Consider the following 22,080-nt stretch of genomic DNA (forward strand, 5'->3'; position numbering starts at 1 on the left):
GGTGGGGCGAGGGTCAGGGGGCGCCGGGCACGGGCAGGCCGCAGGCGCGGCGGGCCCGGGAGAGCTGCTCGGCGGGGTCGCCGAAGACGCACCAGGGCATGCGGGAGGCGTAGGGGCCCATCGCGGTGAACACCGCGCGGGCCTCGAACTCGCGCCGGGCCATCACGAGCGCATGGGCGAGGTAGGCGAGGTCGAGGACGGGGGTGAAGCGGTGCCCGGCGGCCGCGGGCAGCCAGTTCTGGTAGATCGCGAGTGCGGTGGAGCGCCACTGCGGCTGTTCCCAGACGCGGTCGGCGAGCAGCTGGGTGGGGTTGTAGCTCTCCACCAGCGCGACCAGGGGCAGCAGGCGCAGCGGGGAGTCGGCGGGGGCGCGCTGGCTCAGGAAGGCGGCGACGTCCCAGGCGGCGTTGACGGAGCCGCCGTGGCGGGTGAAGAAGCAGGCGAGGAAGCGGTGGTGGGCCTCGCGGTGCCAGGGGTCGAGGGAGAGGACGTGGGAGAAGAGGCGCCAGGGGCCGGGCGGCGCGGTGAGCAGGCCGTGCGGTGCGGGGTCGCGCAGCCGGTGCAGCCGGGCCATGGAGAGCCGGGCCACCCAGGGCGTGGGGTCCGCGGGGTCGAGGGCGGAGGCGCGGTCGCAGGCGGAGAGGGCGATGCGTTCCAGGGTGCGGGCGCGGTCGTCGCGGGCGTCGCCGGCGCGCAGGGCGCGGAGCACGGCGACGCGGGCCCATAAGAGTGCGGCCTCGGCTACGGGCTCCTCGGCCAGCCAGCGTTCGGAGAGGTCGGAGTCGGCCGCCTCCGAGGCCAGGACCAGGGAGCGGTGGGCGCGCAGGCCGTGGTCGCCGCGTGTCTCGGTGAGGGCCTCGCGGGCGCTCCCCCAGCGACCGGCCCGCAGATCGACGCACACGCTCGCCAGGTCCCGGTCGTCGGCCGCCGGATGCCACACGTACTGACCCTCGAACAGCCCCGCGGCCATCTTCCCCATTCCGTCCCCGTACGACGCCTCGCAGATGCGCAGGAGGCACTTTACTCACCACGGAGCACAACCGGAACGCAGATTTCGGCATAGTGGGCCGGGATTGGCCGACCAATAGCGTGACGCGACGGGCTCCTCACCTTGGATCCCACCGATGGTTCAATATGGCACTATTTATCGGCGCTCACGATCGCCCGCCGGACGGCACCTATCATGGTCCCCGGAAATGTGCCACCGTCCGTCACCTCACCGGGAACCGCCATTCACGCCCTCGCCGCCCGCCTGCGCACCCTGACGCCCTCCTGCGGGCCGGTGCGCCTGATCGGCGTCGACGGGCACGCCGGCTCGGGCAAGTCGACCTTCGCGGCCCGGCTGGCCGCGGAACTCGGCGGCGCCCCGGTGCTGCACCTGGACGACGTCGCCCGCCACGAGGAGCTCTTCGCGTGGGACCGGCGCCTGGTGGCGGACGTGCTCGACCCGCTGGCCCGGGGCGCGGCGGGCCGCTACGCCCCCTACGACTGGCACGCCCGGCGCTCCGGGCCCGTCCGCACGCTGAGCCCGGTCCCCGTGATCCTGGTCGAGGGCGTGGGCGCAGGCCGCCGCGCACTGCGCCCCTTCCTCGCCCGGCTGCTGTGGATGGAGATGCCCCGCGAGGCGGCCTGGGAGCGGGGGCGGTCCCGGGACGGGGCGGAGCAGCGGGACTTCTGGGACGGATGGGTCCGGGCGGAGCGCCGGCACTTCGCCGAGGACCCCTCACGACCGTTCGCGGACCTTCTGGTACGGCAGGTGCGCGAGGGGTACGAGGTGCTCCCGGGACCCGGCGGGACGCCCGGAAGCGACCAGAGCGTCACTCACGGTCACGACCCGTCGGCAATGTGCTGAACCTGTGAAAACCCGTGCGGGGGAACTTCTCCGGCTCCTTCAACTCCGCTTGACCGGCGGGCCGTACAGGTCTTACGTTCTCAATGTGCGGTCCGATGGGACCGCCGACAGGACGCGAGGCCCCCGGTTGTTCCCCCGTGATCGGGGGCTTCGTTCTGCCCTTCTTCCGCTTTCCGGACGCCGCACGGCTCCGTTCGCTCACCCTCGGTGACCGCGCCCCGCGCGCCCCCCGTCCGCTCCCACCTCGCCGAAGGGCCTGTACGGCACCCTTCGGCAGACAGCGGTGCCGCAGGTACGATGCCCCGGAGCGACCTTCGAACAGCGGTGTCGCGCACCGGCAACTCGGTTCCACTGCACAGCGGTTCAGTATCGGCAGCCGCCGGGCGACGGTTCGGGGGCGCCCGTTGGGCCTGATCCACCTGACACCCTGACCTACGGGGGCACGGTTTGTGGGGGACGTGATGGACTTCGGCAGGCGGGGCCCCGAGGCTCCGGCCGACCTCGCGTGGCTGCGAGGCGTGGACGCCTACACGATGGGCGCCTATCCGCAGGCGGAGGAGGAGTTCCGCACCGCGGTGCGGATGGACCCGGGGATGGCCGACGGCTGGCTCGGGCTGCACGCGCTGCGCGTCGACACGACGACCGCGCTGCTGCGCATGTTCCGCCACCGCGAGCGCTTCGGGGAGCAGCGCGCCCGCCACCGCCGCACCCTCAACTCCTGGTACTGGCTGGGCTGGTGGGTGCAGCCGGTGCTGGAGAGCCCCCGGGACCTGCTGCTCGCGCACGCCTCGCACTGGCTGGACGGGCGCCATGTGCCCGAGCTGGACCGGGCGCTGGCCGGCCTGCCGCCGGTGGACACCGACGCCCAGGTCCGCTTCCTGCACGCCTGCCGGGCCTATCTGGTCAAGGACTGGGAGCAGCTCGTCCGGCACACCGACCCGCTCCTGGACGACGCCCTGCTCGGCATCGAGGCCGGGCTGTTCGGCGGCATGGCCCGGGTCCGGCTGGAGACGTACGGGCAGGCCGAGCCGCTGCTGTCGGCCGCGCTGATGCGGTGCCGCAGCGAGCAGCCCCAGCGCAAGGAGCTGCGGTACTGGCTGGCGCGGGCGCACGAGGGCACCGGGCGCAGCGCGGCGGCGCTGCCGCTGTACCGGGCGGTGCACCGGATCGATCCGGCGTTCATGGACACCTCGGCCCGGCTGGCGGCGATCGCCGAGGGCGACGGCTACGACGACACCGCCGACCTGGCGGCCATCGCGCTGGCCGGCTTCGGCCAGGACGCGGTCGACGGCCCGGACGCCCTGGACCCGCTGTTCGGCGCGGAGGGCCGCGACCTGCGGATCCCCGAGCCCGATCCGCCGGTGGCGGGCGGCCTGCCCTCGATCGTCGACCCGGCGGTGCGCGAGCGGACCGCGGTCCCCCCGCAGCCGGTGCCCACCGGGCCCACCGACGCCGTGTTGCTCGAAGAAGCGCTGGCCGAACTCGAGCGCATGGTGGGGCTGGAGCCGGTGAAGCGTCAGGTCAAGGCGCTGTCGGCACAGCTGAACATGGCCCGGCTGCGCGCCGGGCAGGGGCTGCCGGTCCAGCCGCCGAAACGCCACTTCGTCTTCTCCGGCCCCTCGGGCACCGGCAAGACCACGGTCGCCCGGATCCTCGGCCGGGTCTTCTACGCGCTCGGCCTGCTCGGCGGCGACCACCTGGTGGAGGCCCAGCGGGCGGACCTGGTCGGCGAGTACCTCGGCCAGACCGCCGTGAAGGCCAACGAGCTCATCGACTCGGCCATCGGCGGCGTCCTCTTCGTCGACGAGGCGTACTCCCTGTCCAACTCCGGGTACAGCAAGGGCGACGCGTACGGCGACGAGGCGCTGCAGGTGCTGCTGAAGCGCGCCGAGGACAACCGCGACCACCTCGTGGTGATCCTGGCGGGCTACCCCGAGGGCATGGACCGCCTGCTGGCCGCCAACCCCGGGCTGTCCTCCCGTTTCACCACCCGGGTCGACTTCCCGTCGTACCGGCCGCCGGAGCTCACCGAGATCGGCAGGGTGCTCGCCGGGGAGAACGGCGACGTGTGGGACGAGGAGGCGCTGGACGAGCTGCGCTCCATCGCCGGGCACGTGGTCGACCAGGGCTGGATCGACGAGCTGGGCAACGGGCGGTTCCTGCGGACCCTGTACGAGAAGAGCTGCGCCTACCGGGACCTGCGGCTGTCGGTGTACCCGGGCGATCTGTCCCGGGACGACCTGGCGACGCTGCGGCTGCCGGACCTGATGCAGGCGTACGGAGAGGTGCTGTCGGGGCGGGGACCGCAGGATCCGTCGGCGCCGTGACGGATCCCGCGGCCGGACCGCCGGCGTCCGGTCGCCGGACTCCCGCCGTCCGTGCGGAGCGTGGGAGTCCGGCGACCGGGCCTACGTGGCCAGGACCTGCTCGGGCTCGGCGTCGGCGCGCGGCTCGGTGAGCCGCACCTCGGGCGCCACCCGGTGGGCCGGGTCGCGGACCTCGCCGACCAGCAGCTCCAGCACGTCCTCCAGGGCCACCAGGCCCAGGACGCGGCCGGAGCCGTCGGCCACCTGGGCCAGATGGGTCGCCGCCCGCCGCATGACGGTGAGCACGTCGTCCAGCGGCAGCTCGGACCGGAGCGTCGTCATCGGCCGCCATATCCGCTGCGGCACCGCCCGGTCGGAGTCCTCCACGTCCAGCACGTCCTTGACGTGGAGGTAGCCCATGAAGGCGCCGGTCTCCGCGGCGACCGGGAAGCGGGAGTAGCCGGTGCGCGCGGTCAGGGCGACGATCTCGCCCGGGGTGACCGACGGACCGACGGTCACCAGCGCCTCGCGCCGCAGCAGCACGTCCGTGACCGGGCGGGAGCCCAGCTCCAGCGCGTCCTCCAGGCGCTCCTGCTCCTCGGGGGCGAGGAGACCGGCCTGCCCGGCGTCCTCGACCAGGCGGTTCAGCTGCTCGCTGGTGAAGACGGCCTCGACCTCGTCCTTGGGGTCGACGCGGAACAGCCGCAGGATGCCCTGCGCGCACGCCCCGAGCGCCACCGTGATCGGCCGGCACAGCCGGGCGAAGGCGACCAGGCCCGGGCCGAGCCAGAGCGCGGCCTTCTCCGGCGCGGCCATCGCCAGGTTCTTCGGGACCATCTCGCCGATGACGAGGTGGAAGAAGACCACGGCCGCGAGCGCGATGACGTAGCCGAGGGGGTGGACGACCCCGTCGGGCAGGTGGAGCCGGGTGAACAGCGGCTCCAGCAGGTGGGCCACCGTCGGCTCGGCCACCGCCCCCAGCGTCAGGGAGCACACGGTGATGCCGAACTGGGCGGCGGCCATCATCTGCGGCAGCCGCTCCAGACCGTGCAGCACCTGCCGGGCGCGGGCGGTGCCCAGCGGCTCGATCTGGCTGCGGCGGACGGAGACGAGCGCGAACTCGGCGCCCACGAAGAAGCCGTTGGCGAGGACCAGCAGCGCGGCGAGGAGGAGTTGGAGCGCGCTCATCGGACGGCCTCCACGACGGCCGCGACGGTGTCCACCGCGGAAGAGGTGCGCACCAGGCGGACCCGCTCGGCGCGGTAGTGCCCGACCTGCCGCACGGACAGCCGCCAGCCGGGCAGCTCGGCCCGGTCGCCGGGGGCCGGGATGCGGCCGAGCAGGTCGGCGACCAGTCCCGCGACCGTCTCGTACGGGCCCTCGGGCACCTCCAGGCCGATGCGCAGCAGCAGGTCGACCCGGCAGCTGCCGTCGACGTCCCAGGCGGGCCTGCCGTCCTCCGGCGGGACCGCGGCGAGCTCGGGCACGTCCTTGGCGTCGTGCTCGTCGCGGACCTCGCCGACGATCTCCTCGACGATGTCCTCCAGCGTCACCACGCCCGCCGTGCCGCCGTACTCGTCGACGACGACGGCGATGGGCTGCTCGCTGCGCAGCTGCGCCAGGAGCGGCTGGACCGGCAGCGTCTCGGGGACCAGCAGGGCGGGGCGGGCGATGCGGCCGGCGGGGACCCGCAGCCGCTGGTGGACCGGGACCGCCAGCGCGTCCTTGAGGTGCACCATCCCGACGACCTCGTCGATCTTCTCCTGGTAGACGGGGAAGCGGGACAGGCCGGTGGCGCGGGTGAGGTTGACCACGTCCTCGGCGGTCGCCGAGGACTGCAGGGCACTGACCTTCACGCGCGGGGTCATGACGTGCTGCGCGGTCAGGTCGCCCAGGGACAGGGTCCGCACGAACAGGTCGGCCGTGTCCTGCTCCAGGGCTCCGGCCTGCGCCGAGTGGCGGGCCAGGGAAACCAGCTCGCCGGGGGTGCGGGCGGAGGCCAGTTCCTCGGCCGGTTCGACGCCGAGTGCCCGGACCAGCCGATTGGCGACCGTGTTCAGCGCGGCGATCACCGGGCGGAACAGGCGCGCGAAGCGGTGCTGCGGGCCGGCCACGAAGCGGGCGACCTGCAACGGCCGCGAGACCGCCCAGTTCTTGGGCACGAGCTCGCCGAGCACCATCTGGATCGCCGAGGCGAGCAGCATGCCCACCACGACGGCGACCCCGGACACGGCGCCCTCGGGGACGCCGACGGCGCTGAACGGGCCGCGCAGCAGCTCGGCCAGGGCCGGTTCGGCGAGCATGCCGACGACCAGGGAGGTGATGGTGATGCCGAGCTGGGTCCCGGAGAGCTGGAAGGACAGCTCCTTGAGGGACTCCACGACCCTGGACGCGCGCCGGTCGCCCTGGGCGGCGGCCTGCTCGGCCTCCGGGCGCTCGACGGTCACCAGGCCGAATTCGGCGGCCACGAAGAAGCCGTTGGCCAGGATCAGGAGGAAGGCCGCTCCGAGGAGCAGCAGGGGGATGGTCATGATGCCGCCGCCTCCGCGTGCACGCGGACCGCACGGGTGCGGTCCGCGCTATATCGGCAGGGGGCGGCGCAGGTACTGCAGGACGATCCGTCCATCGCCGGGGGAAGTCACTCCTCGGATAGCAGGAGCCCCCGGCACCGGTCGGAGCACAGGGGCGGGGGCGCGGTGGACGCGTCCTCCCCCACCAGATTAATCAAGACAGCCGCCGATGCGGCAGGGCGGACACCGTCGAGTCAGCCGCGGGGGCCCTCCGGGGACCGCTCGGGGTCCCCGGCGGAGCGCGCCGCGACGAGCGCGCGCAGGGCCCGCGCGTCGGCGATGGCGCGGTCCCGGGCGATGCCCGGCTGAATGCCCAGCACGGGCAGGCTGGTGCCGTCGCTGAGGTCGAGGAAGACCCACGGGTCGCCGGGGCGGAGGTTCACGTGGAGGATCTCCGCCCAGGCCAGCCGGCGCCGGGACGTGATGTTCACCACGGTGACGCCCGTGTCGTCGGCGAGGACCCTCGGCCGGGCGAGCATCAGCAGCACTCCGCCGAGGAGTGCCCCGGTGAGGACGAAGCTGGCGCGCTCGCCGGCGTTGAGGGTCTCCAGCATCATCCCGACGGCCGACACGACCACGAAGATCGCGACCGCGGCGGTGACCAGGACCGCGCGGGTGCGGGCCGGCCGGAAGGTGACGGGGAGGGCGGGCAGGTCGGACATCGCGGGGCGCCCCCTCAGAGGCGGCAGGCGTGGATGGCCGTGGTCAGGATGGCCCGCGCACCGATGGCGTACAGGTCGTCCATGATCCGCTGGGCCTCCTTGGCGGGCACCATCGCGCGGACGGCGACCCAGCCCTCGTTGTGCAGCGGGGAGACGGTCGGCGACTCCAGGCCCGGGGTCAGCGCGACGGCCTTCTCCAGCTGCTCGACCCGGCAGTCGTAGTCCATCATCACGTAGGTCCGGGCCACCAGGACGCCCTGGAGGCGGCGCAGGAACTGCTGGACCTTGGGTTCCTCCCGGTCGGCGCCGGTGCGGCGGACGACGATGGCCTCGGACTTCATGATCGGGTCGCCGAAGACCTCCAGGCCCGCGTTGCGCAGCGAGGTGCCGGTCTCCACGACGTCGGCGATGACCTCGGCGACGCCCAGCTCGATGGCGGTCTCCACGGCGCCGTCGAGGTGGACGACGGAGGCGTCGATGCCGTGGTCGGCGAGGTGCTTGGCGACGATGCCCTCGTAGGAGGTGGCCACGGTCCGGCCGTTCAGGTCCGCGACGGCCCCTGCCGTGCCCGGCTTGCCGGCGTAGCGGAAGGTGGAGCGGGCGAAGCCGAGGGCGAGGATCTCCTCCGCGTTGGCACCGGAGTCGATGAGCAGGTCGCGCCCGGTGATGCCGATGTCCAGACGGCCGGAGGAGACGTAGATCGCGATGTCGCGGGGGCGGAGGTAGAAGAACTCGACCTCGTTCTCCGGGTCGACGATGCGCAGTTCCTTGGACTCGCGGCGCTGCTGGTAGCCGGCCTCATGCAGCATGTCCGCCGCAGGGCCGGAGAGTGAACCCTTGTTGGGGACGGCGATGCGCAGCATGAGGGCGGCTTCCTTTGCTTCGTGCGGTACGGCGGTTCGGTGCGGGAGGGCTCAGAGGTGGGCGTAGACGTCGTCCAGGGAGATGCCGCGGGCGACCATCATCACCTGGACGTGGTAGAGCAGCTGCGAGATCTCCTCGGCCGCCGCGTCCTTGCCCTCGTACTCGGCGGCCATCCAGACCTCGGCGGCCTCCTCGACGACCTTCTTGCCGATGGCATGGACGCCCTGGCCCACCAGTTCGGCGGTGCGGGAGGTGGCGGGATCGCCGTGGGCGGCCTTGTGCTGGAGCTCGGTGAAGAGCCCCTCGAACGTCTTCTTGGACATGGTGGTCCCCACCCTACGCGGTCCGGCCGACTCCTCAGCGCCAGGGTTCGGACACCGAGCGGAGCGTGGCCGCGGTCGCCACCGCCGCCGTAACCGCCTCGTGGCCCTTGTCCTCGGAGGAGCCCTCGATGCCGGCCCGGTCCAGGGCCTGCTCCTCGGTGTCGCAGGTGAGCACGCCGAAGCCGATGGGGACGCCGGTCTCGACCGAGACCTGGGTCAGGCCCTGCGTGACGCCCTGGCACACGTAGTCGAAGTGGGGGGTGCCGCCCCGGATGACGACGCCGAGCGCGACGATCGCGTCGTAGCCGCGTCCGGCGAGGACCTTGGCCACCACCGGGAGCTCGAAGCTGCCGGGGACCCTGAGCAGGGTCGGCTCGTCGATTCCCAGCTCGTGCAGGGCGCGCAGGGCGCCGTCCACCAGACCGTCCATCACCTTGTCGTGCCACTGCGCCGCGACGACGGCGACCCTGAGGTCCCCGACGTTCCGGACGGACAGTTCCGGTGCACCCTTGCCGCTCACGTGTCTCCTCCGTGCTGTTTCTCTACTGGTTGCCGCAGGCGGACACGGCAGTCGTGTCCAGCCAGGGCAGGTCGTGCCCCATCCGGTCCCGCTTGGTGCGCAGGTAGCGGAGGTTGTGCTCGCCCGCCTGGACGGGCATCGGCTCGCGCCCGGTGACCCGCAGGCCGTGGCGCAGCAGCGCGTCGGTCTTGTCGGGGTTGTTGGTCATCAGGCGGACGCTGCGGACGCCGAGGTCGCGCAGGATCTGCGCACCGGCACCGTAGTCACGGGCGTCGGCGGGCAGGCCGAGTTCGAGGTTGGCGTCGAGGGTGTCGCGGCCGCGCTCCTGGAGCTCGTAGGCGCGCAGCTTGGACATCAGGCCGATGCCGCGCCCCTCGTGGCCGCGCAGGTACACCACCACTCCCCTGCCCTCGGCCCGGACGCGCTCCAGGGAGGCGTCGAGCTGGGGGCCGCAGTCGCAGCGCTGGGAGCCGAAGACGTCGCCGGTGAGGCACTCGGAGTGGATGCGCACCACGACGTCCTCGCCGTCCCCGATGTCGCCGTGCACCAGCGCCACGTGCTCGACGCCGTCGGCGGTGGAGCGGTAGCCGTGGGCGGTGAAGGTGCCGTGCGCCGTGGGCAGGCGGACCACGGCCTCGGGGCGGACGACGGGCTCGCCCGGGTCCACGGGCTCCTCCTCGCGCGCGGCCGGGAGTTCGGCCGCGCGGCGATGGGCGATCAGGTCCTCGATGGAGACGATGGTCAGGCCGTGCTTGCGGGCGAAGGGGATCAGCTCGGGCAGGCGCAGCATGCGGCCGTCCTCGCCGGCGATCTCCACGATCGCACCGGCCGGGCGCAGCCCCGCGAGGCGGGCGAGGTCGACGGCGGCCTCGGTGTGGCCGTTGCGGACCAGGACGCCGCCGGGCCGGGCGCGCAGCGGGAAGATGTGGCCGGGGCGGACGAGGTCGCCGGGCTCGGCCGCGCCGCCGGCCAGCAGCCGGAGCGTGGTGGCGCGGTCGGCGGCGGAGATGCCGGTGGTGACGCCGTGGGCGGCGGAGGCGTCGACGGAGACGGTGAAGGCGGTCTTCATCGACTCGGTGTTGTCCTCGACCATCTGCGGCAGCTGCAGCCGGTCGAGCTCGTCGCCCTCCATGGGAGCGCAGATCAGACCGCGGCACTCGCTCATCATGAACGCGACGATCTCGGGGGTCGCCTTCTCGGCGGCGACGACGAGGTCGCCCTCGTTCTCGCGGTCCTCGTCGTCGACGACCACGACCGGGCGCCCGGCGGCGATGTCGGCGACGGCCTGCTCGATGGGGTCCAGCGCGAGGTCCTCGATGTTGTCCGTGCTGTACAGGACGTGCGGGGCCGCGGTCTCCGGCGCCCCGGGCAGGGTGGCGGCGGAAGAGGGGTGGGCGCTCATGCGGGCGCTCCTTCCAGGACGGGCTGCGGGGTCCGGCGGGAGCGCAGCCACCAGTCGCGCATGCCCCACAGGACGAGCGCGCCGTAGAGGACGTAGACGAAGCCGGAGAAGGCGAAGCCGTTGGCGAAGTTGAGGGGGACGCCGACGACGTCGACGAGCAGCCAGGCGAACCAGAACTCGACCATGCCGCGCGCCTGGGCGTACATGGCGACGACAGTGCCGACGAAGATGTACGCGTCGGGCCAGGGGTCCCAGGACAGCGCCGGGTACGCCTGGAAGAGCTCCGCGACGGCGACGGTGCCGACGGCGGCCGCGCCGAGCATGGCCGCCCGCTCGCGCCAGGTCGCGAAGCGCACGGCGACGTGTCCGTCGGCGGCCTGCCCCGCGCCGCGCTTCCACTGCCACCAGCCGTAGACCGCCACGACCATGACGACGACCTGCTTGCCGGCACTGCCGGACAGGTGGGCGGTGGCGAAGGCGGCGAACAGGATCAGCCCGGACAGGAACTGGGTGGGCCAGCTCCACAGGGAGCGGCGCCAGCCGAACGCCAGGCCGGCCAGGCCGACGACGTTGCCGATCATGTCCGACCACTTGATGTGCTGGCCGAGGACGGTGAAGGCCTCGGAGTTGAGCCAGTTCACCGGGTGCCCCCCTGACCGGCCAGCAGCCGCTCGACGTACTTCGCGACGATGTCCACCTCGAGGTTGACCGGGTCGCCGGGCTGCTTGAGGCCGAGGGTGGTCAGGGCGAGCGTGGTGGGGATCAGGCTGACCGTGAAGTGGTCGGCGCCGGCCTCGACGACGGTGAGGCTGATGCCGTCGACGGTGATGGAGCCCTTCTCGACGACGTAGCGCGCGAGGTCCGCGGGCAGGGAGATCCGGACGACCTCCCAGTGCTCGGAGGGGGTGCGCTCCAGGACGGTGCCGGTGCCGTCGACGTGGCCCTGCACGATGTGCCCGCCGAGGCGCGCGCCGACCGCGGTGGGGCGCTCCAGGTTCACCCGGGAGCCGGTGGCGAGGGCGCCGAGGCTGGAGCGCAGAAGGGTCTCCGCCATGACGTCGGCGGTGAACTCGTCGCCCTCGTGCTCGACGACGGTGAGACAGACCCCGTTCACGGCGATGGAGTCGCCGTGCCGGGCTCCCTCGGTGACGACGGGGCCGCGGAGCCGGAAGCGGGCGGCGTCGCCGAGGTCCTCGACGGCGGTGACCTCGCCCAGCTCTTCGACGATTCCGGTGAACACTTCCCGGGTCCTCCTGCCTCATTCGGGCACGGACTCCGGGGCTGTCGATGACGACAGAGAACACGAGCGGCACACCGGGGACGACGCCGGACGGGACCCTGTCCCGGTGGACGGGTCCAGACGACGGCGTGCACGGATGCCCGCTCGCCGCGCACTGCCTCCCATCCGGACTTTAACCGTCGGTCCAGGAATTCCACCTGGTCAACCGGCCGCTGGAAGCGGCCGGGTCGCGGACTGTAACCGCCGGTTCGGACTTTCACCGACCCCGGAGTGCGCTGCTTCTGGTACAGAGCCAGTGTGCCACGCCCCACCGACGGACCGACAGGTGCCGCCTGTGGAGTGGCTCACAGGACCGGAGTCGGTCGGGCGGAGAGGGCCCGGCTGCGGGCAAGGGCCGTCGTCACCGCCGCCGGACCGGTCTGCGCGGGCCTCGTGCGCGGAGCGGGCCCCTCCCGACCCTAAATGGACTAGACCATATGGGTCAACGGGTGTGCGGACCGTCGGCGGACCGTTCGGCGGGGTGAACTCGAGGCGACCGCCGCGGAGTTCACACACGAGCCCCGCCCTGCGTCCGCCGCGGGCCGCGCCGGGAGCCGGCACGGGGTGCCGGGTCCGCCGGGCCCACGCCTCGTCAGATGCCCGGCGGGGCGAACAGTTCCTCCTGGGCGCGGTCGCGGGCCGTGAGGAGGGCGCCGCGCAGGACGGCGCCGCCGCCCAGGGCACCGGGGCGGACCTCCGTGGGCAGGGGTGACATCCGGCGGATCCGCTCGGCCACGCGGGCGGCGAGCTGCTCCCCGCCGGCCTGCCCGACCTCGCCGCCCAGCACCACGCATCCCGGGTCGAGCACGGCCACCACCGAGGCCGCGCCGAGCGCGAGCCCGTCGGCGAGCGCGTCGAGGAACGGTCCGGCGCCGGCGGGCCCGGTGCCCTCAGCGGCCGCGGTCGCGGCCGAGCGCACCAGGCCGGCGACGAGGGGCCCGCGCGCGGCCCCGCCGGCGGCAGCGGGCGGCGCGGCCGGGACCCGCAGACCGTGCTCCCGGGCCAGCCGGAGCACCGCCTCGGCCCCCGCCAGGGAGTGGAAGCCGCCCGCGCAGTCCGTCGCCGAGGGGAGCGTGCCGGTGCCCGGGACCGGCAGGAAGCCGATCTCCCCGGTGCCGCCGGAGGCGCCCCGGCGCAGGGCGCCGTCCAGGACCACGGCCGCGCCGACGCCGTGGCCCAGCCACAGCAGGACGAAGGTGTCCCGGTCCCGCGCGGCGCCGGCCCGCTGCTCGGCGAGCGCGGCGAGATTGGTCTCGTTCTCGACGATGACACGGGCCTGCGGGAGCCTCGCCTGCACCGCGGCGACCAATCGGCGGTGCCACTCGGGCAGGCCGGTGGTGTCCCGCAGTTCACCGGAGACCGGGTCGACCAGCCCCGGGGCTCCGATGCCGACGGTGTGCAGCCGCCGCGCGCCCGCCTCCTCGGCGGTGCGCTCCACCAGCGCCACCGCCCGCTCCACCGCGAGGCCGGTGCCCGTGCCGCCGCCGATCGGCACGGACGCCTCCGCGAGGACCCGCCCGAGCAGGTCGGCGACGGTCACGGAGACGCTCTCGGTGCGCACGTCGAGCGCGGCCAGGTGGGCCCGGTCGGCGACGATCCCGTACAGCCGGGCGTTCGGGCCGCGCCGCTGCTCCCGCGCCTCGCCGACCACCGCGATCAGGCCGGAGGCCGTGAGGCGTTCGACCAGGTCGGCGACGGTCGGCCGGGACAGACCGGTCAGCTGCTTCAACTGCCCTGCCGTCAGCGGCCCTTCCTGCTGCATCAGCCGCAGCGCGAGCCGGTCGTTGAGGGCTCGGGCGGTGCTCGGGGATGCGGGCATGGCGGGAATCCTCCCAGATCGGCCGGGGCGCTCCACCGTGCGGGCGCTCACCTCTATTTATCAGGCAGGGTTCCTGATAGTTTACGGCGGCACGCTGGACACCGGACAGCCGGGAGGGGCCCGACGATGAGTGAAGTGGTCCACGAACAGCGGCAGGTGCGGCGCGCCCGGTACGCGGTGGCGGCCGTCTTCGCCGTGCACGGCGCCGTCACCGGCTCCTTCGCCACCCGCGTGCCGTGGATCCAGGAGCACGCCGGGGCCGGCCCCGGACAGCTCGGCCTCGCCCTGGCCTTCCCGGCGCTCGGCGCGTCGCTCGCCATGCCCCTGGCCGGCGGTCTCAGCCACCGCTTCGGCACCCGCAACGCCCTGCGCGGGCTGCTCGCCCTGTGGACGCTCTCGCTGGTGCTGCCCTCCCTCGCCCCGAACCTCCCCGCCCTGTGCCTGGCGCTGTTCGTCTACGGCGCCACCTCGGGCCTCTCCGACGTCGCGATGAACGCGCTCGGCGTGGAGGTCGAGAACCGGCTCGACCGGTCGATCATGTCCGGGCTGCACGGCATGTGGAGCACGGGCGTCCTGGCCGGGTCGGCGGCGGGCACGCTCGCCGCGCACCTGGGCTCGGACGCCCGGCTGCACCACGCCCTGGCCGCCGGGGTCCTCACCGTGCTGGGACTGACGGCCTGCACCTGGGTGCTGGACCTCCGTCCCGCCGCGGAGGAGGACCCGCCGCCGCGGTTCGCGCTGCCGCCGCGCTCGGCGCTGCTGATCGGGGCGATCGGGTTCTGCGCGGTGTTCGCGGAGGGCGCGAGCCTGGACTGGTCGGCGGTCTACCTGCGGGACCGGCTGGAGAGTTCGGCCGGTCTCGCGGCGGCCTGCACCACCGGCTTCACGCTGACCATGGCCGCGGCGCGGATCGCGGGCGACCGGGTGGTGGACCGGTTCGGCGCGGTGCGCACGGTCCGGGCCGGGGGCGTCGTCGCCGCCCTCGGGGGCCTGCTCGTCGTTCTCGCGGGCCACCCGGCACTGGCCATGACCGGCTTCTCCCTGATGGGCCTCGGCATCGCCGTCGTCGTGCCGCTGTGCTTCGCCGCGGCGGGCCGCAGCGGTCCGAACCCCAGCCAGGCCATCGCGGGCGTGGCGGCCATCACGTACACCTCGGGGCTGGTCGCGCCGGGCGCGATCGGGGGCCTGGCCCAGGCGACCAGTCTCGTGGTGTCCTTCGCCCTGGTGACCGTGCTGACCTGCGGTCTCGCCGTCTTCGCCGGGGTGCTGCGGGCCGGCGACCGGGACCGGCCGAAGGTCAGTCCGCAGGCCGCAGCAGTGCCCGGCCCGCGGTCCTGAACTCCTCGCTCCAGGGCGCGGGCCGCAGCGTCGCCGCGTCCAGCCGGACCAGGACGCGGGTGCCGCGGGCGAAGGTCTGCGCGCCGTCCACCGAACAGAAGCGGAAGCCGTAGGTGAGGCCGGTGGTGCCGAGCCGCTCCAGCCACAGGTGGACGGCGTACGGGCCGGGCCGGGTCACCGGGGCCTCGTAGGTGATGCGCAGTTCCTTGACCGCGTTGCAGGCGTCCCCGGCCGCCGCCCAGTCGCCCTCGAAGCGGAACCCGTGCTCCTGCCACAGTGCCGCCCAGGCCCGCTCGACCATCAGGGGGTAGCGGGCGTTGTGGAGCAGCCCGAGGGCGTCGAGGTCGTCGAAGTGGACGGCGACGGGGATCAGCCGCCCGTACGGCAGGGCGGGCGCGGTCGGGGCTTCGGCGGTCACGGCGGGGCTCCTGGGTGTCACGGGTGCTGCGGTCGCGGGGCTCCCCATCCTAAGCGGACGCTCAGTACCGCACTGCGGAGCGGGATGCACTGGTCACGTGCATGACCAGCATGCAGCGGGCGGACCGCGTGGACGTGGGACCGCCTGGTAGCGGCGACAATGGTCCGGACCGTCTTCACGTACAGAGAAAGCGATACCCCACCATGGACCTCGGCGTGCGCTGGAAGCTGCACGGTGACGGGCGGACGCCCGCACCGGGAGCGGTGGTGCGGCCCGACGAACGGCTCTCCTGGCCCCGAACCGTCGGGCTCGGCGCCCAGCACGTCGTGGCCATGTTCGGCGCGTCCTTCGTGGCCCCCGTGCTCATGGGCCTGAACCCCAACCTCGCGATCATGATGTCCGGCATCGCGACCGTGATCTTCCTGCTCGCCACCCGCGGCCGGGTGCCCAGCTACCTGGGCTGCTCGCTGTCCTTCGTGGGCGTGGCCGCGGTCATCCGCGCACAGGGCGGCACCAGTGCGACGGTGACCGGCGCGGTGTTCGTGGTCGGCGTCGCGCTGTTCCTGATCGGGCTCGCCGTGCAGCGGTTCGGCGCGCGGATCATCCACGCCGCGATGCCGCCGATCGTCACCGGTGCGGTGGTCATGCTGATCGGCTTCAACCTCGCCCCCGTCACCGCGTCCACCTACTGGCCGCAGGACCAGTGGACGGCCCTGCTGGTGATGGTCTTCACCGCGCTGGCCGTGGTCTGCCTGCGCGGCTTCTGGTCCCGCATCGCGATCTTCCTGGGCCTGGTCTTCGGCTACGCCCTGTCCTGGGTGTGCGACCGCGTCTTCGGCAAGATCCACTCCGTGGACGCGAGCGGCAAGGTCACCGACCACTGGCGCCTGGACCTGTCCGGGGTGGGCAAGGCCGACTGGATCGGACTGCCCTCGTTCCACGGCCCGTCCTTCCAGTGGTCGGCGATCCTGGTGGCGCTGCCCGTGGTCATCGCCCTCGTCGCGGAGAACGCCGGGCACGTCAAGGCCGTCGGCGAGATGACCGGCGACCCGCTGGACGACAAGCTGGGCACCGCCATCTCCGCGGACGGCGTGGCCTCGATGCTGTCGACGGCCGTGGGCGGCCCGCCCAACACCACCTACTCCGAGAACATCGGCGTGATGGCCGCGACCCGGGTGTACTCGACGGCCGCCTACTGGGCGGCCGCGGGCTTCGCGCTGCTCTTCGGCGTCTGCCCGAAGTTCGGTGCCGTGGTGGCCGCGATCCCGGGCGGCGTCCTCGGCGGCATCACCGTGATCCTCTACGGCATGATCGGCCTGCTCGGCGCGCAGATCTGGACGAACGCCCGGGTGGACCTGCGTAATCCGCTCAACCTGGTGCCGGCCGCCGCGGGCATCATCATCGGCGTCGGCAACGTCAGCCTGAAGTTCTCCGGCACCTTCTCGCTGAGCGGGATCGCGCTGGGCACACTGGTCGTCATCATCGGTTACCACGCGCTGCGCGCCCTCGCGCCCGCGCACCTCAAGCAGCAGCAGCCGCTGCTGGACGAGGGCACGTCGTCCTACGACGAGAACGCCACCGGGACCACGCCGGCCACGGACCCCGAGACCCGCGGATAGCAAGGCAGCACGCCCTCCCCCGGGCGGGTTTCCCCCGTTCCGGGGAAGCGCCGGGCCCGTCGGCCCGCGGACCGGTGCGGGCCTGGGACGCTGCCCCCATGGGGCAATCGGCACACCTCGCCGGCCGCGCCGGTACCGCGGACGACACGGACCGCGTGGACCGCGTGGACGCGGTCGTCGCCCGGATGCGGGAGCTGGACGCGGAACTCCCGGCACGCGACGGGATCGCGGTGTTCAACCGTGTCTACCTCGCCGTCACCGAGGAGGTCGCCCGGGGGCTGTCCGCGGGCCGGTTCACGGATTCCCGGGCCGCGGCCGACCTCGACGTCCGGTTCGCCCGGCGGTACCTCACCGCGGTCGACCGGGAGGCCGGGCAGGACCTCCCGCCGGCCTGCTGGCGGCCGCTGTTCCAGTTCCGCCGGCATCCCGGGGTGCGCCCGCTGCAGTTCGCGCTGGCGGGCATCAACGCGCACATCGGCCACGACCTGGCGCTCGCCGTCGTCGACACCTGCCGGGCGCTGGACTGCGACCCCGCAGACCTCGAGGGCGACTTCGACCGGGTCGGCGACCTCCTCGTCTCCCTGGAGGAACGCATCCGGGAGGACCTGATGCCGGGTCCCGACCTGCTCCAGATCGCCGACCCGCTCACCCACCTGCTCGGCTCGTGGAGCCTGGAACGGGCCCGGGACGCCACCTGGTCGGCGGCCCGGGCGCTGTGGGCGCTGCGGCGGCTGCCCGACGTGGCCGGGGAGTTCGCCGAACGGCTGGACGCCGCGGTCGGCTTCGCCGGGCGGATCCTCCTCACGCCGCTGCCGGACTGAGCCGGGCCGGGCGTTCCGGCCGGGCGGCGGCGCGCCCGGCCGGGGCGCTCAGTCCTCGGGGAGCTCGACGGGTGCTATCTCGTCGTAGACGTCGCCCGGGCCGGGGTTGGTCGGGTCGGTCTCGCCGCCGAGGTGGTGCATCACGCCCCAGACCGCGTTGAGCGCGGTCTGGACGGCGCCCTCGGCCCAGCCCGCCGTCCAGGAGATGTCGTCGCCGGCGAGGAACAGGCCCCGCTTGTCCTCGGGCAGCCGGTCCTGCACGAAGTGCGTGAACAGGCGCCGCTGGTAGCGGTAGTGGCCCGGCAGGTTGGCCTTGAACGCGCCCATGAAGTAGGGCTCGTTCTCCCAGGAGACGGTCACCGGGTTGCCGATGACGTGCTTCCTGATGTCGACATTCGGGTAGATCTCGCCGAGCGACTTCAGCATGACCTCCATCCGCTCGTTCGCGGACAGCGGCAGCCACTTCAGGCTGTCGTCGCACCAGGTGTACGACAGGCAGATCACGGCCGGCCTGTCGGGGCCGTCGTCCAGCAGGTAGGTGCCGCGGGTCATGCGGTCGGTGAGCGTCATCGACATGACGTCCCGTCCGGTCGGATTTCCCCTGTCGTCGACGGCCTTGTCCCGCCAGAACGGCCGGTCCACGGGCACGAACAGCTTGGAGGACTCCATGTAGTGGGTCCGCTCCATCGCCGTCCAGTGGTCGATGGGGAAGAGCGCGTCGTCGCAGTCGATCTTGGACAGCAGCATCCAGGACTGCGCGGTGAAGACGGCCGCGCGGTAGGTGCGGATGTCGCCGTCCGCGTCGGTGACCGTGATGCGGTTGCCCGCGGTGCGGTGCAGCCGGGTCACGGCCGGCCGGGGCTCGCCGGCCGGGTGCAGCGTCTCCAGGGAGGTGCCGTACGGCCAGTGGACGATCTTCCCCGGCGCGCGCTCCCACAGGCGCAGGGGCAGCTGCTGCGAGCCGCCGACGATGCCGCGGTGGTGGTCGTCGGCCTCGGTGTAGACGACGCGCAGGATCTCCAGGATGGAGTTCGGGAAGTCGGTGTCCCAGCCGCCCGTGCCGAAGCCGACCTGGCCGAAGATCTCGCGGTGCCGGAAGGACTTGAAGGCGTCGGAGTCGCAGAGGAAGCCGTAGAAGGTCTGGTTGTCGAGCTTCTCCACCAGCCGGGCCCAGATCTCGCGGATGCGGGGCACGTCCCGGGTCCGCAGGGCGCGGTTCATGTCGGAGAAGTCGGCGCCCTCCTCCAGGCAGCGGTTCCAGGCGTCGGCCACGTCCCGGTAGACCTGCGGCAGGTCGGCGGCGGTCTCGGCGTAGTGCGACTCGCCCTTGAGGTCGACGACGGTGGACGGGGTGGCCTCCGCCAGCGGGTTGGGGAAGGGCCGGGTCTCCAGGCCCACCAGGTCGATGTAGTGCTGCAGGGCGGTGGAGGAGGGCGGGAAGCGCATCGCGCCCATCTCGGCGGTCAGCGCGGGGTCGCAGCCCTCGAAGCCGACGGTGCGCAGCCGGCCGCCGATCCGGTCGGCCTCGTAGACGACGGGCTTGAGGCCCATCTTCATCAGCTCGTAGGCGGCGACGATGCCGGACAGGCCGCCGCCGATGACGGCGACCTCGGTGCCGTGCTCGGTCGCCGGGACCTGGCCGAGGCCCGCCGGGTGGGCGAGGAAGTCGTCGTACGCGTAGGGGAAGTCCGGGCCGAACATGGTGATCGGCGGCTGCTGTGCGTCGGTGTGCTCGACGGCGTTGGGCACCGTGGACGTCATGGGGTACGGACTCCTTGCGCGGAACTTCGGGGACTTCGGGGGAGGTGGAGGCGGCGGGCGGGGCCGCCGGGTCAGACGAGGGACCCGTAGAGACCGGGGCGCCGGTCCGCCAGATACGGGTTGGCCGCGCGGGAGGCGGCGAGGAGGGCGGGGTCGGCGTCGGCGAGGACGAGTTCCTCGGCACGGCCGGCGCGGGTGCGGGCGACCCCGTCGGGTCCGGCGAGCGTGGACAGTCCGACGAACTCGAACTCGCCCTCCTGGCCGACCCGGTTGACGTAGGCGACGTACATCTGGTTCTCGAAGGCCCGGACGGGCACCACGGACTCGGCCACGAACTGGAACGGGTGCATCTGCGCGGTGGGCACCAGGAGGAGGTCGGTCCCGGCCAGCGCGTGGGCGCGGACGTTCTCCGGGAACTCCACGTCGTAGCAGATCATCAGGCCGACCGTGAGGCCGTTCAGCTCGGCCTGCACGACCGGCTGCCCGCCCGGGGTGAACTGGTCGCGCTCGAAGCCGCCGAAGAGGTGGGTCTTGCGGTAGTTCGCGAGGCGGGTGCCGTCGGCGGCGATCAGCTGGGCGGAGTTGAAGACGGTGTCGCCGGACCGCTCCGGGTAGCCGTACGCGATCGCCAGGCCGTGCCGGGACGCGGTGCCGGCGACGGCGGCCGCGGAGTCCCCGTCGGCGGGCTCGGCGAGGCGGCCGACGCCGTCGCCGATCGCGTACCCGGTGAGGAACATCTCCGGTGCGACCAGCAGTCCGGCGCCCGCGGCGGCGGCGCGGCCCGCGGCCTCGTCGAGGACCTGGAGGTTCTCGGCGACCGAGCCGGGGCGGCCGGAGCTCTGGAGCAGGGCGGTGCGCATGCGGGGTCCTCACCGGTGACGGAGGGTTCGGGGGGTCGCATAGACCGTACGGTCGGCGCGCTCGCACGGACAAGCGGGAGCCGTTGCACGCCGGTGCACGGATCGTTGCGTCCGCGGCGGGCGCGGCGGCGATTCGTTGCGCACCGCGGCCGCCGGGCCCCGCCGCCCCCTCCGGTTCAGCCGCGGCCCGGCACCGTGAAGGTGGTGACGACGGCCGCGTGGTCCGACGGCCAGGTGTTCGCGGCCACGTCCGGCCAGGGGCGCGGGGTGCCGCGGACGAGCGTGCGGGAGTCGCGCACGGTCAGGCCGCGGTGCAGGACGTAGTCGATGCGGTCCTGCGGTTCGGGGCGGCCGCTGCCGTCCTCGTGCACCGGGTGGATCGGCGACCAGGTGGAGCCGGGGGCGGCCTCGGGGTCGGGGTGGGCGTCACGGTAGGAGTCCTGGAAGCCCGCCGCCTCGGCCGCCCGGGTCACCGGCCACGCCGCGTCGCCGCGGTCCAGGTGGGAGGGGCAGTTGAAGTCGCCGACGAGGACGACCGGCACGTACGGGTCGCCCTCGTCGTCGATCCGCCGCAGCGCCTGCTGCATCTGGGCGAGCCGCACCTCCTCGCGGGCGGCCAGGTCGTCCGCGCCGAGCCCGTCGAAGGCCGCGTCGTAAGGGCCGTAGGGGGTGTAGTGCAGGTGGGCCGTCCAGACGTCGACCTCGCGGTCCGGGGCGATCCGGATGCGGACCCCGCCCGCGCCGTAGAAGCCGACGGCGGGGTCGCCGAGGCGGGCGGTGATCGGGTGGCGGCTGAGGATGCCGAGGTTCTCCCCGGCCCGGTGGTGGTGCCAGCCGAGGGCCGCCGCCAGTTCGCCGGCCGCGGTGCCGCCGGTCTCCTGGAGTCCGACGACGTCCGCGCCGGTCTCCAGGACGGCCTCGACCTGCTTGGCCCGGTGGCCGTCGACCGGGGTGCCGCCGAGCCAGAGGTTCCAGCTCATGACGCGGAGTTCGCAGGCGGCCAGGGTGGTCAGCTCCTCGGGGGTGACACCGGCCAGGGTGGCGCGCACGGTGCGGCCGGGTGCCGGGTCGATCGGGGCCAGCGACGGCACGGCCAGGACCGCGCATCCGGCGGCCTCGGCCGAGCGGACGCCGGTGGGAGTGTCCTCCACGGCGACGCAGGCGGTCGGGTCGACGCCGAGGGCGCGGCAGGCGGCGAGGTAGGGGTCGGGCGCGGGCTTGGTGCGGTCGGTGTCGTCGGCGGTGACGGAGACGGCGAACCGGCCGGGGCCGAGCGCGGCGAGCACCGTGTCGGCGACGGCCCGCGGGGACGCGGTGACCAGGGCGGTGGGGACGCCCGCGCGGGCCAGGGCGTCGAGCAGCTCCAGGGCTCCGGGGCGGGGCACGGCGCCCGCGCGCACCCGGTCGGCGAACTCACGGTGCAGCGCGCGGGCGGTGCCGGCGTGCGGGCGGCCGGTCGCCGCGGCGAGCCACCGGGCGGTGTGCTCGACCGGTCGGCCGAGCACCTCCGGCTGGTCGGCCTCGGTCAGGGCGCGGCCGGCGACGTGCTCCACCGCGTCCCACCACAGCCGCTCGGTGTCGACGAGCGTGCCGTCCATGTCGAACAGGACGGCCTGGAGCGGGAGCCGGGGGTGGGGGGTCACGTTTCTCTCTCTCACGGAAGGCG

At 73.7% G+C, this 22,080-nt stretch carries 20 protein-coding genes and 1 riboswitch; of the genes, 5 read left to right on the plus strand and 15 right to left on the minus strand.

Annotated features, from left to right (window positions below):
• Positions 1 to 13: 13 nt before the first annotated feature.
• Positions 14 to 970, minus strand: a complete 957-nt coding sequence (locus P3H78_RS27845) for a hypothetical protein (RefSeq protein ID WP_276111968.1) — start codon at positions 968 to 970, stop codon at positions 14 to 16.
• A gap of 213 nt (positions 971 to 1,183) precedes the next feature.
• Here P3H78_RS27845 and P3H78_RS27850 point away from each other — a divergent pair, with 213 nt between their 5' ends.
• Together P3H78_RS27850 and P3H78_RS27855 are read left to right on the plus strand one after the other, a co-directional pair.
• On the plus strand, positions 1,184 to 1,852 hold the full coding sequence (locus tag P3H78_RS27850) for a uridine kinase family protein (RefSeq protein ID WP_276111932.1): 669 nt from the start codon (positions 1,184 to 1,186) through the stop codon (positions 1,850 to 1,852).
• A 461-nt stretch (positions 1,853 to 2,313) separates the two neighbouring features.
• Complete coding sequence (locus tag P3H78_RS27855; RefSeq protein WP_276111933.1) at positions 2,314 to 4,179, plus strand: AAA family ATPase; 1,866 nt, start codon at positions 2,314 to 2,316, stop codon at positions 4,177 to 4,179.
• Between the two features lie 81 nt (positions 4,180 to 4,260).
• On the opposite strand, the gene P3H78_RS27860 is transcribed toward P3H78_RS27855, so the two are convergent.
• The 10 genes from P3H78_RS27860 to P3H78_RS27905 all read right to left on the minus strand — a co-directional run bounded on the left by P3H78_RS27860 (position 4,261) and on the right by P3H78_RS27905 (position 13,597).
• Positions 4,261 to 5,346, minus strand: coding sequence for a hemolysin family protein (locus P3H78_RS27860; protein WP_276111934.1), 1,086 nt, complete (start codon positions 5,344 to 5,346; stop codon positions 4,261 to 4,263).
• Positions 5,343 to 6,689, minus strand: coding sequence for a hemolysin family protein (locus tag P3H78_RS27865; protein WP_276111935.1), 1,347 nt, complete (start codon positions 6,687 to 6,689; stop codon positions 5,343 to 5,345). Before P3H78_RS27865 ends, P3H78_RS27860 begins: the two co-directional genes overlap by 4 nt.
• 233 nt (positions 6,690 to 6,922) lie before the next feature.
• The gene (locus P3H78_RS27870; protein ID WP_276111936.1) at positions 6,923 to 7,390 is read right to left on the minus strand and encodes a PH domain-containing protein; all 468 of its coding nucleotides are present in this window, start codon (positions 7,388 to 7,390) and stop codon (positions 6,923 to 6,925) included.
• Positions 7,391 to 7,404: 14 nt separating this feature from the next.
• Positions 7,405 to 8,253, minus strand: a complete 849-nt coding sequence (gene hisG, locus P3H78_RS27875; RefSeq protein ID WP_276111937.1) for an ATP phosphoribosyltransferase — start codon at positions 8,251 to 8,253, stop codon at positions 7,405 to 7,407.
• A 51-nt stretch (positions 8,254 to 8,304) separates the two neighbouring features.
• Entirely contained in the window at positions 8,305 to 8,577 is a 273-nt protein-coding gene (locus P3H78_RS27880) for a phosphoribosyl-ATP diphosphatase (protein WP_276111938.1), read from the minus strand.
• 34 nt (positions 8,578 to 8,611) lie between these two features.
• Positions 8,612 to 9,097 (minus strand): 6,7-dimethyl-8-ribityllumazine synthase, encoded by a 486-nt coding sequence (ribH, locus tag P3H78_RS27885; RefSeq protein ID WP_276111939.1) that lies wholly within the window; start codon positions 9,095 to 9,097, stop codon positions 8,612 to 8,614.
• 22 nt (positions 9,098 to 9,119) lie between these two features.
• Complete coding sequence (locus P3H78_RS27890) at positions 9,120 to 10,499, minus strand: bifunctional 3,4-dihydroxy-2-butanone-4-phosphate synthase/GTP cyclohydrolase II (RefSeq protein ID WP_276111940.1); 1,380 nt, start codon at positions 10,497 to 10,499, stop codon at positions 9,120 to 9,122.
• Positions 10,496 to 11,140 (minus strand): nicotinamide riboside transporter PnuC, encoded by a 645-nt coding sequence (pnuC, locus tag P3H78_RS27895; protein WP_276111941.1) that lies wholly within the window; start codon positions 11,138 to 11,140, stop codon positions 10,496 to 10,498. Before pnuC ends, P3H78_RS27890 begins: the two co-directional genes overlap by 4 nt.
• Positions 11,137 to 11,739 (minus strand): riboflavin synthase, encoded by a 603-nt coding sequence (locus P3H78_RS27900; protein ID WP_276111942.1) that lies wholly within the window; start codon positions 11,737 to 11,739, stop codon positions 11,137 to 11,139. Before P3H78_RS27900 ends, pnuC begins: the two co-directional genes overlap by 4 nt.
• Before the next feature lie 147 nt (positions 11,740 to 11,886).
• Positions 11,887 to 12,017, minus strand: a riboswitch (FMN riboswitch).
• 353 nt (positions 12,018 to 12,370) lie between these two features.
• Positions 12,371 to 13,597: an ROK family transcriptional regulator gene (locus tag P3H78_RS27905; protein ID WP_276111943.1), complete on the minus strand. Its 1,227-nt coding sequence runs from the start codon at positions 13,595 to 13,597 to the stop codon at positions 12,371 to 12,373.
• A 126-nt stretch (positions 13,598 to 13,723) separates the two neighbouring features.
• Between P3H78_RS27905 and P3H78_RS27910 the strand changes: the two genes are divergently transcribed.
• Positions 13,724 to 14,935, plus strand: coding sequence for an MFS transporter (locus P3H78_RS27910; RefSeq protein ID WP_276111944.1), 1,212 nt, complete (start codon positions 13,724 to 13,726; stop codon positions 14,933 to 14,935).
• On the opposite strand, the gene P3H78_RS27915 is transcribed toward P3H78_RS27910, so the two are convergent.
• A complete protein-coding gene (locus P3H78_RS27915) occupies positions 14,895 to 15,353 on the minus strand; it encodes an acyl-CoA thioesterase (protein ID WP_276111945.1) in 459 nt (152 codons plus the stop codon). The two genes, P3H78_RS27910 and P3H78_RS27915, sit on opposite strands and share 41 nt — an antisense overlap.
• Positions 15,354 to 15,556: 203 nt before the next feature.
• Between P3H78_RS27915 and P3H78_RS27920 the strand changes: the two genes are divergently transcribed.
• On the plus strand, positions 15,557 to 16,972 hold the full coding sequence (locus P3H78_RS27920) for a uracil-xanthine permease family protein (protein ID WP_276111946.1): 1,416 nt from the start codon (positions 15,557 to 15,559) through the stop codon (positions 16,970 to 16,972).
• A 98-nt stretch (positions 16,973 to 17,070) separates the two neighbouring features.
• Entirely contained in the window at positions 17,071 to 17,793 is a 723-nt protein-coding gene (locus P3H78_RS27925) for a DUF5995 family protein (protein ID WP_438828055.1), read from the plus strand.
• 48 nt (positions 17,794 to 17,841) lie between these two features.
• Here the strand turns inward: P3H78_RS27925 and P3H78_RS27930 are convergent, their stop codons facing one another.
• The 3 genes from P3H78_RS27930 to P3H78_RS27940 form a co-directional block, all read right to left on the minus strand.
• A complete protein-coding gene (locus P3H78_RS27930) occupies positions 17,842 to 19,554 on the minus strand; it encodes a flavin monoamine oxidase family protein (protein WP_276111947.1) in 1,713 nt (570 codons plus the stop codon).
• Between the two features lie 71 nt (positions 19,555 to 19,625).
• Positions 19,626 to 20,414 carry a carbon-nitrogen hydrolase family protein gene (locus P3H78_RS27935; protein WP_276111948.1) on the minus strand — a complete coding sequence of 263 codons (789 nt, stop codon included), beginning with the start codon at positions 20,412 to 20,414 and terminating at the stop codon, positions 19,626 to 19,628.
• A 176-nt stretch (positions 20,415 to 20,590) separates the two neighbouring features.
• Positions 20,591 to 22,057, minus strand: a complete 1,467-nt coding sequence (locus tag P3H78_RS27940) for an HAD-IA family hydrolase (RefSeq protein WP_276111949.1) — start codon at positions 22,055 to 22,057, stop codon at positions 20,591 to 20,593.
• Between the last annotated feature and the right edge of the window lie 23 nt (positions 22,058 to 22,080).

The sequence above is a fragment of the Streptomyces tropicalis genome (assembly GCF_029269835.1).
Lineage (GTDB): Bacteria > Actinomycetota > Actinomycetes > Streptomycetales > Streptomycetaceae > Streptomyces > Streptomyces tropicalis.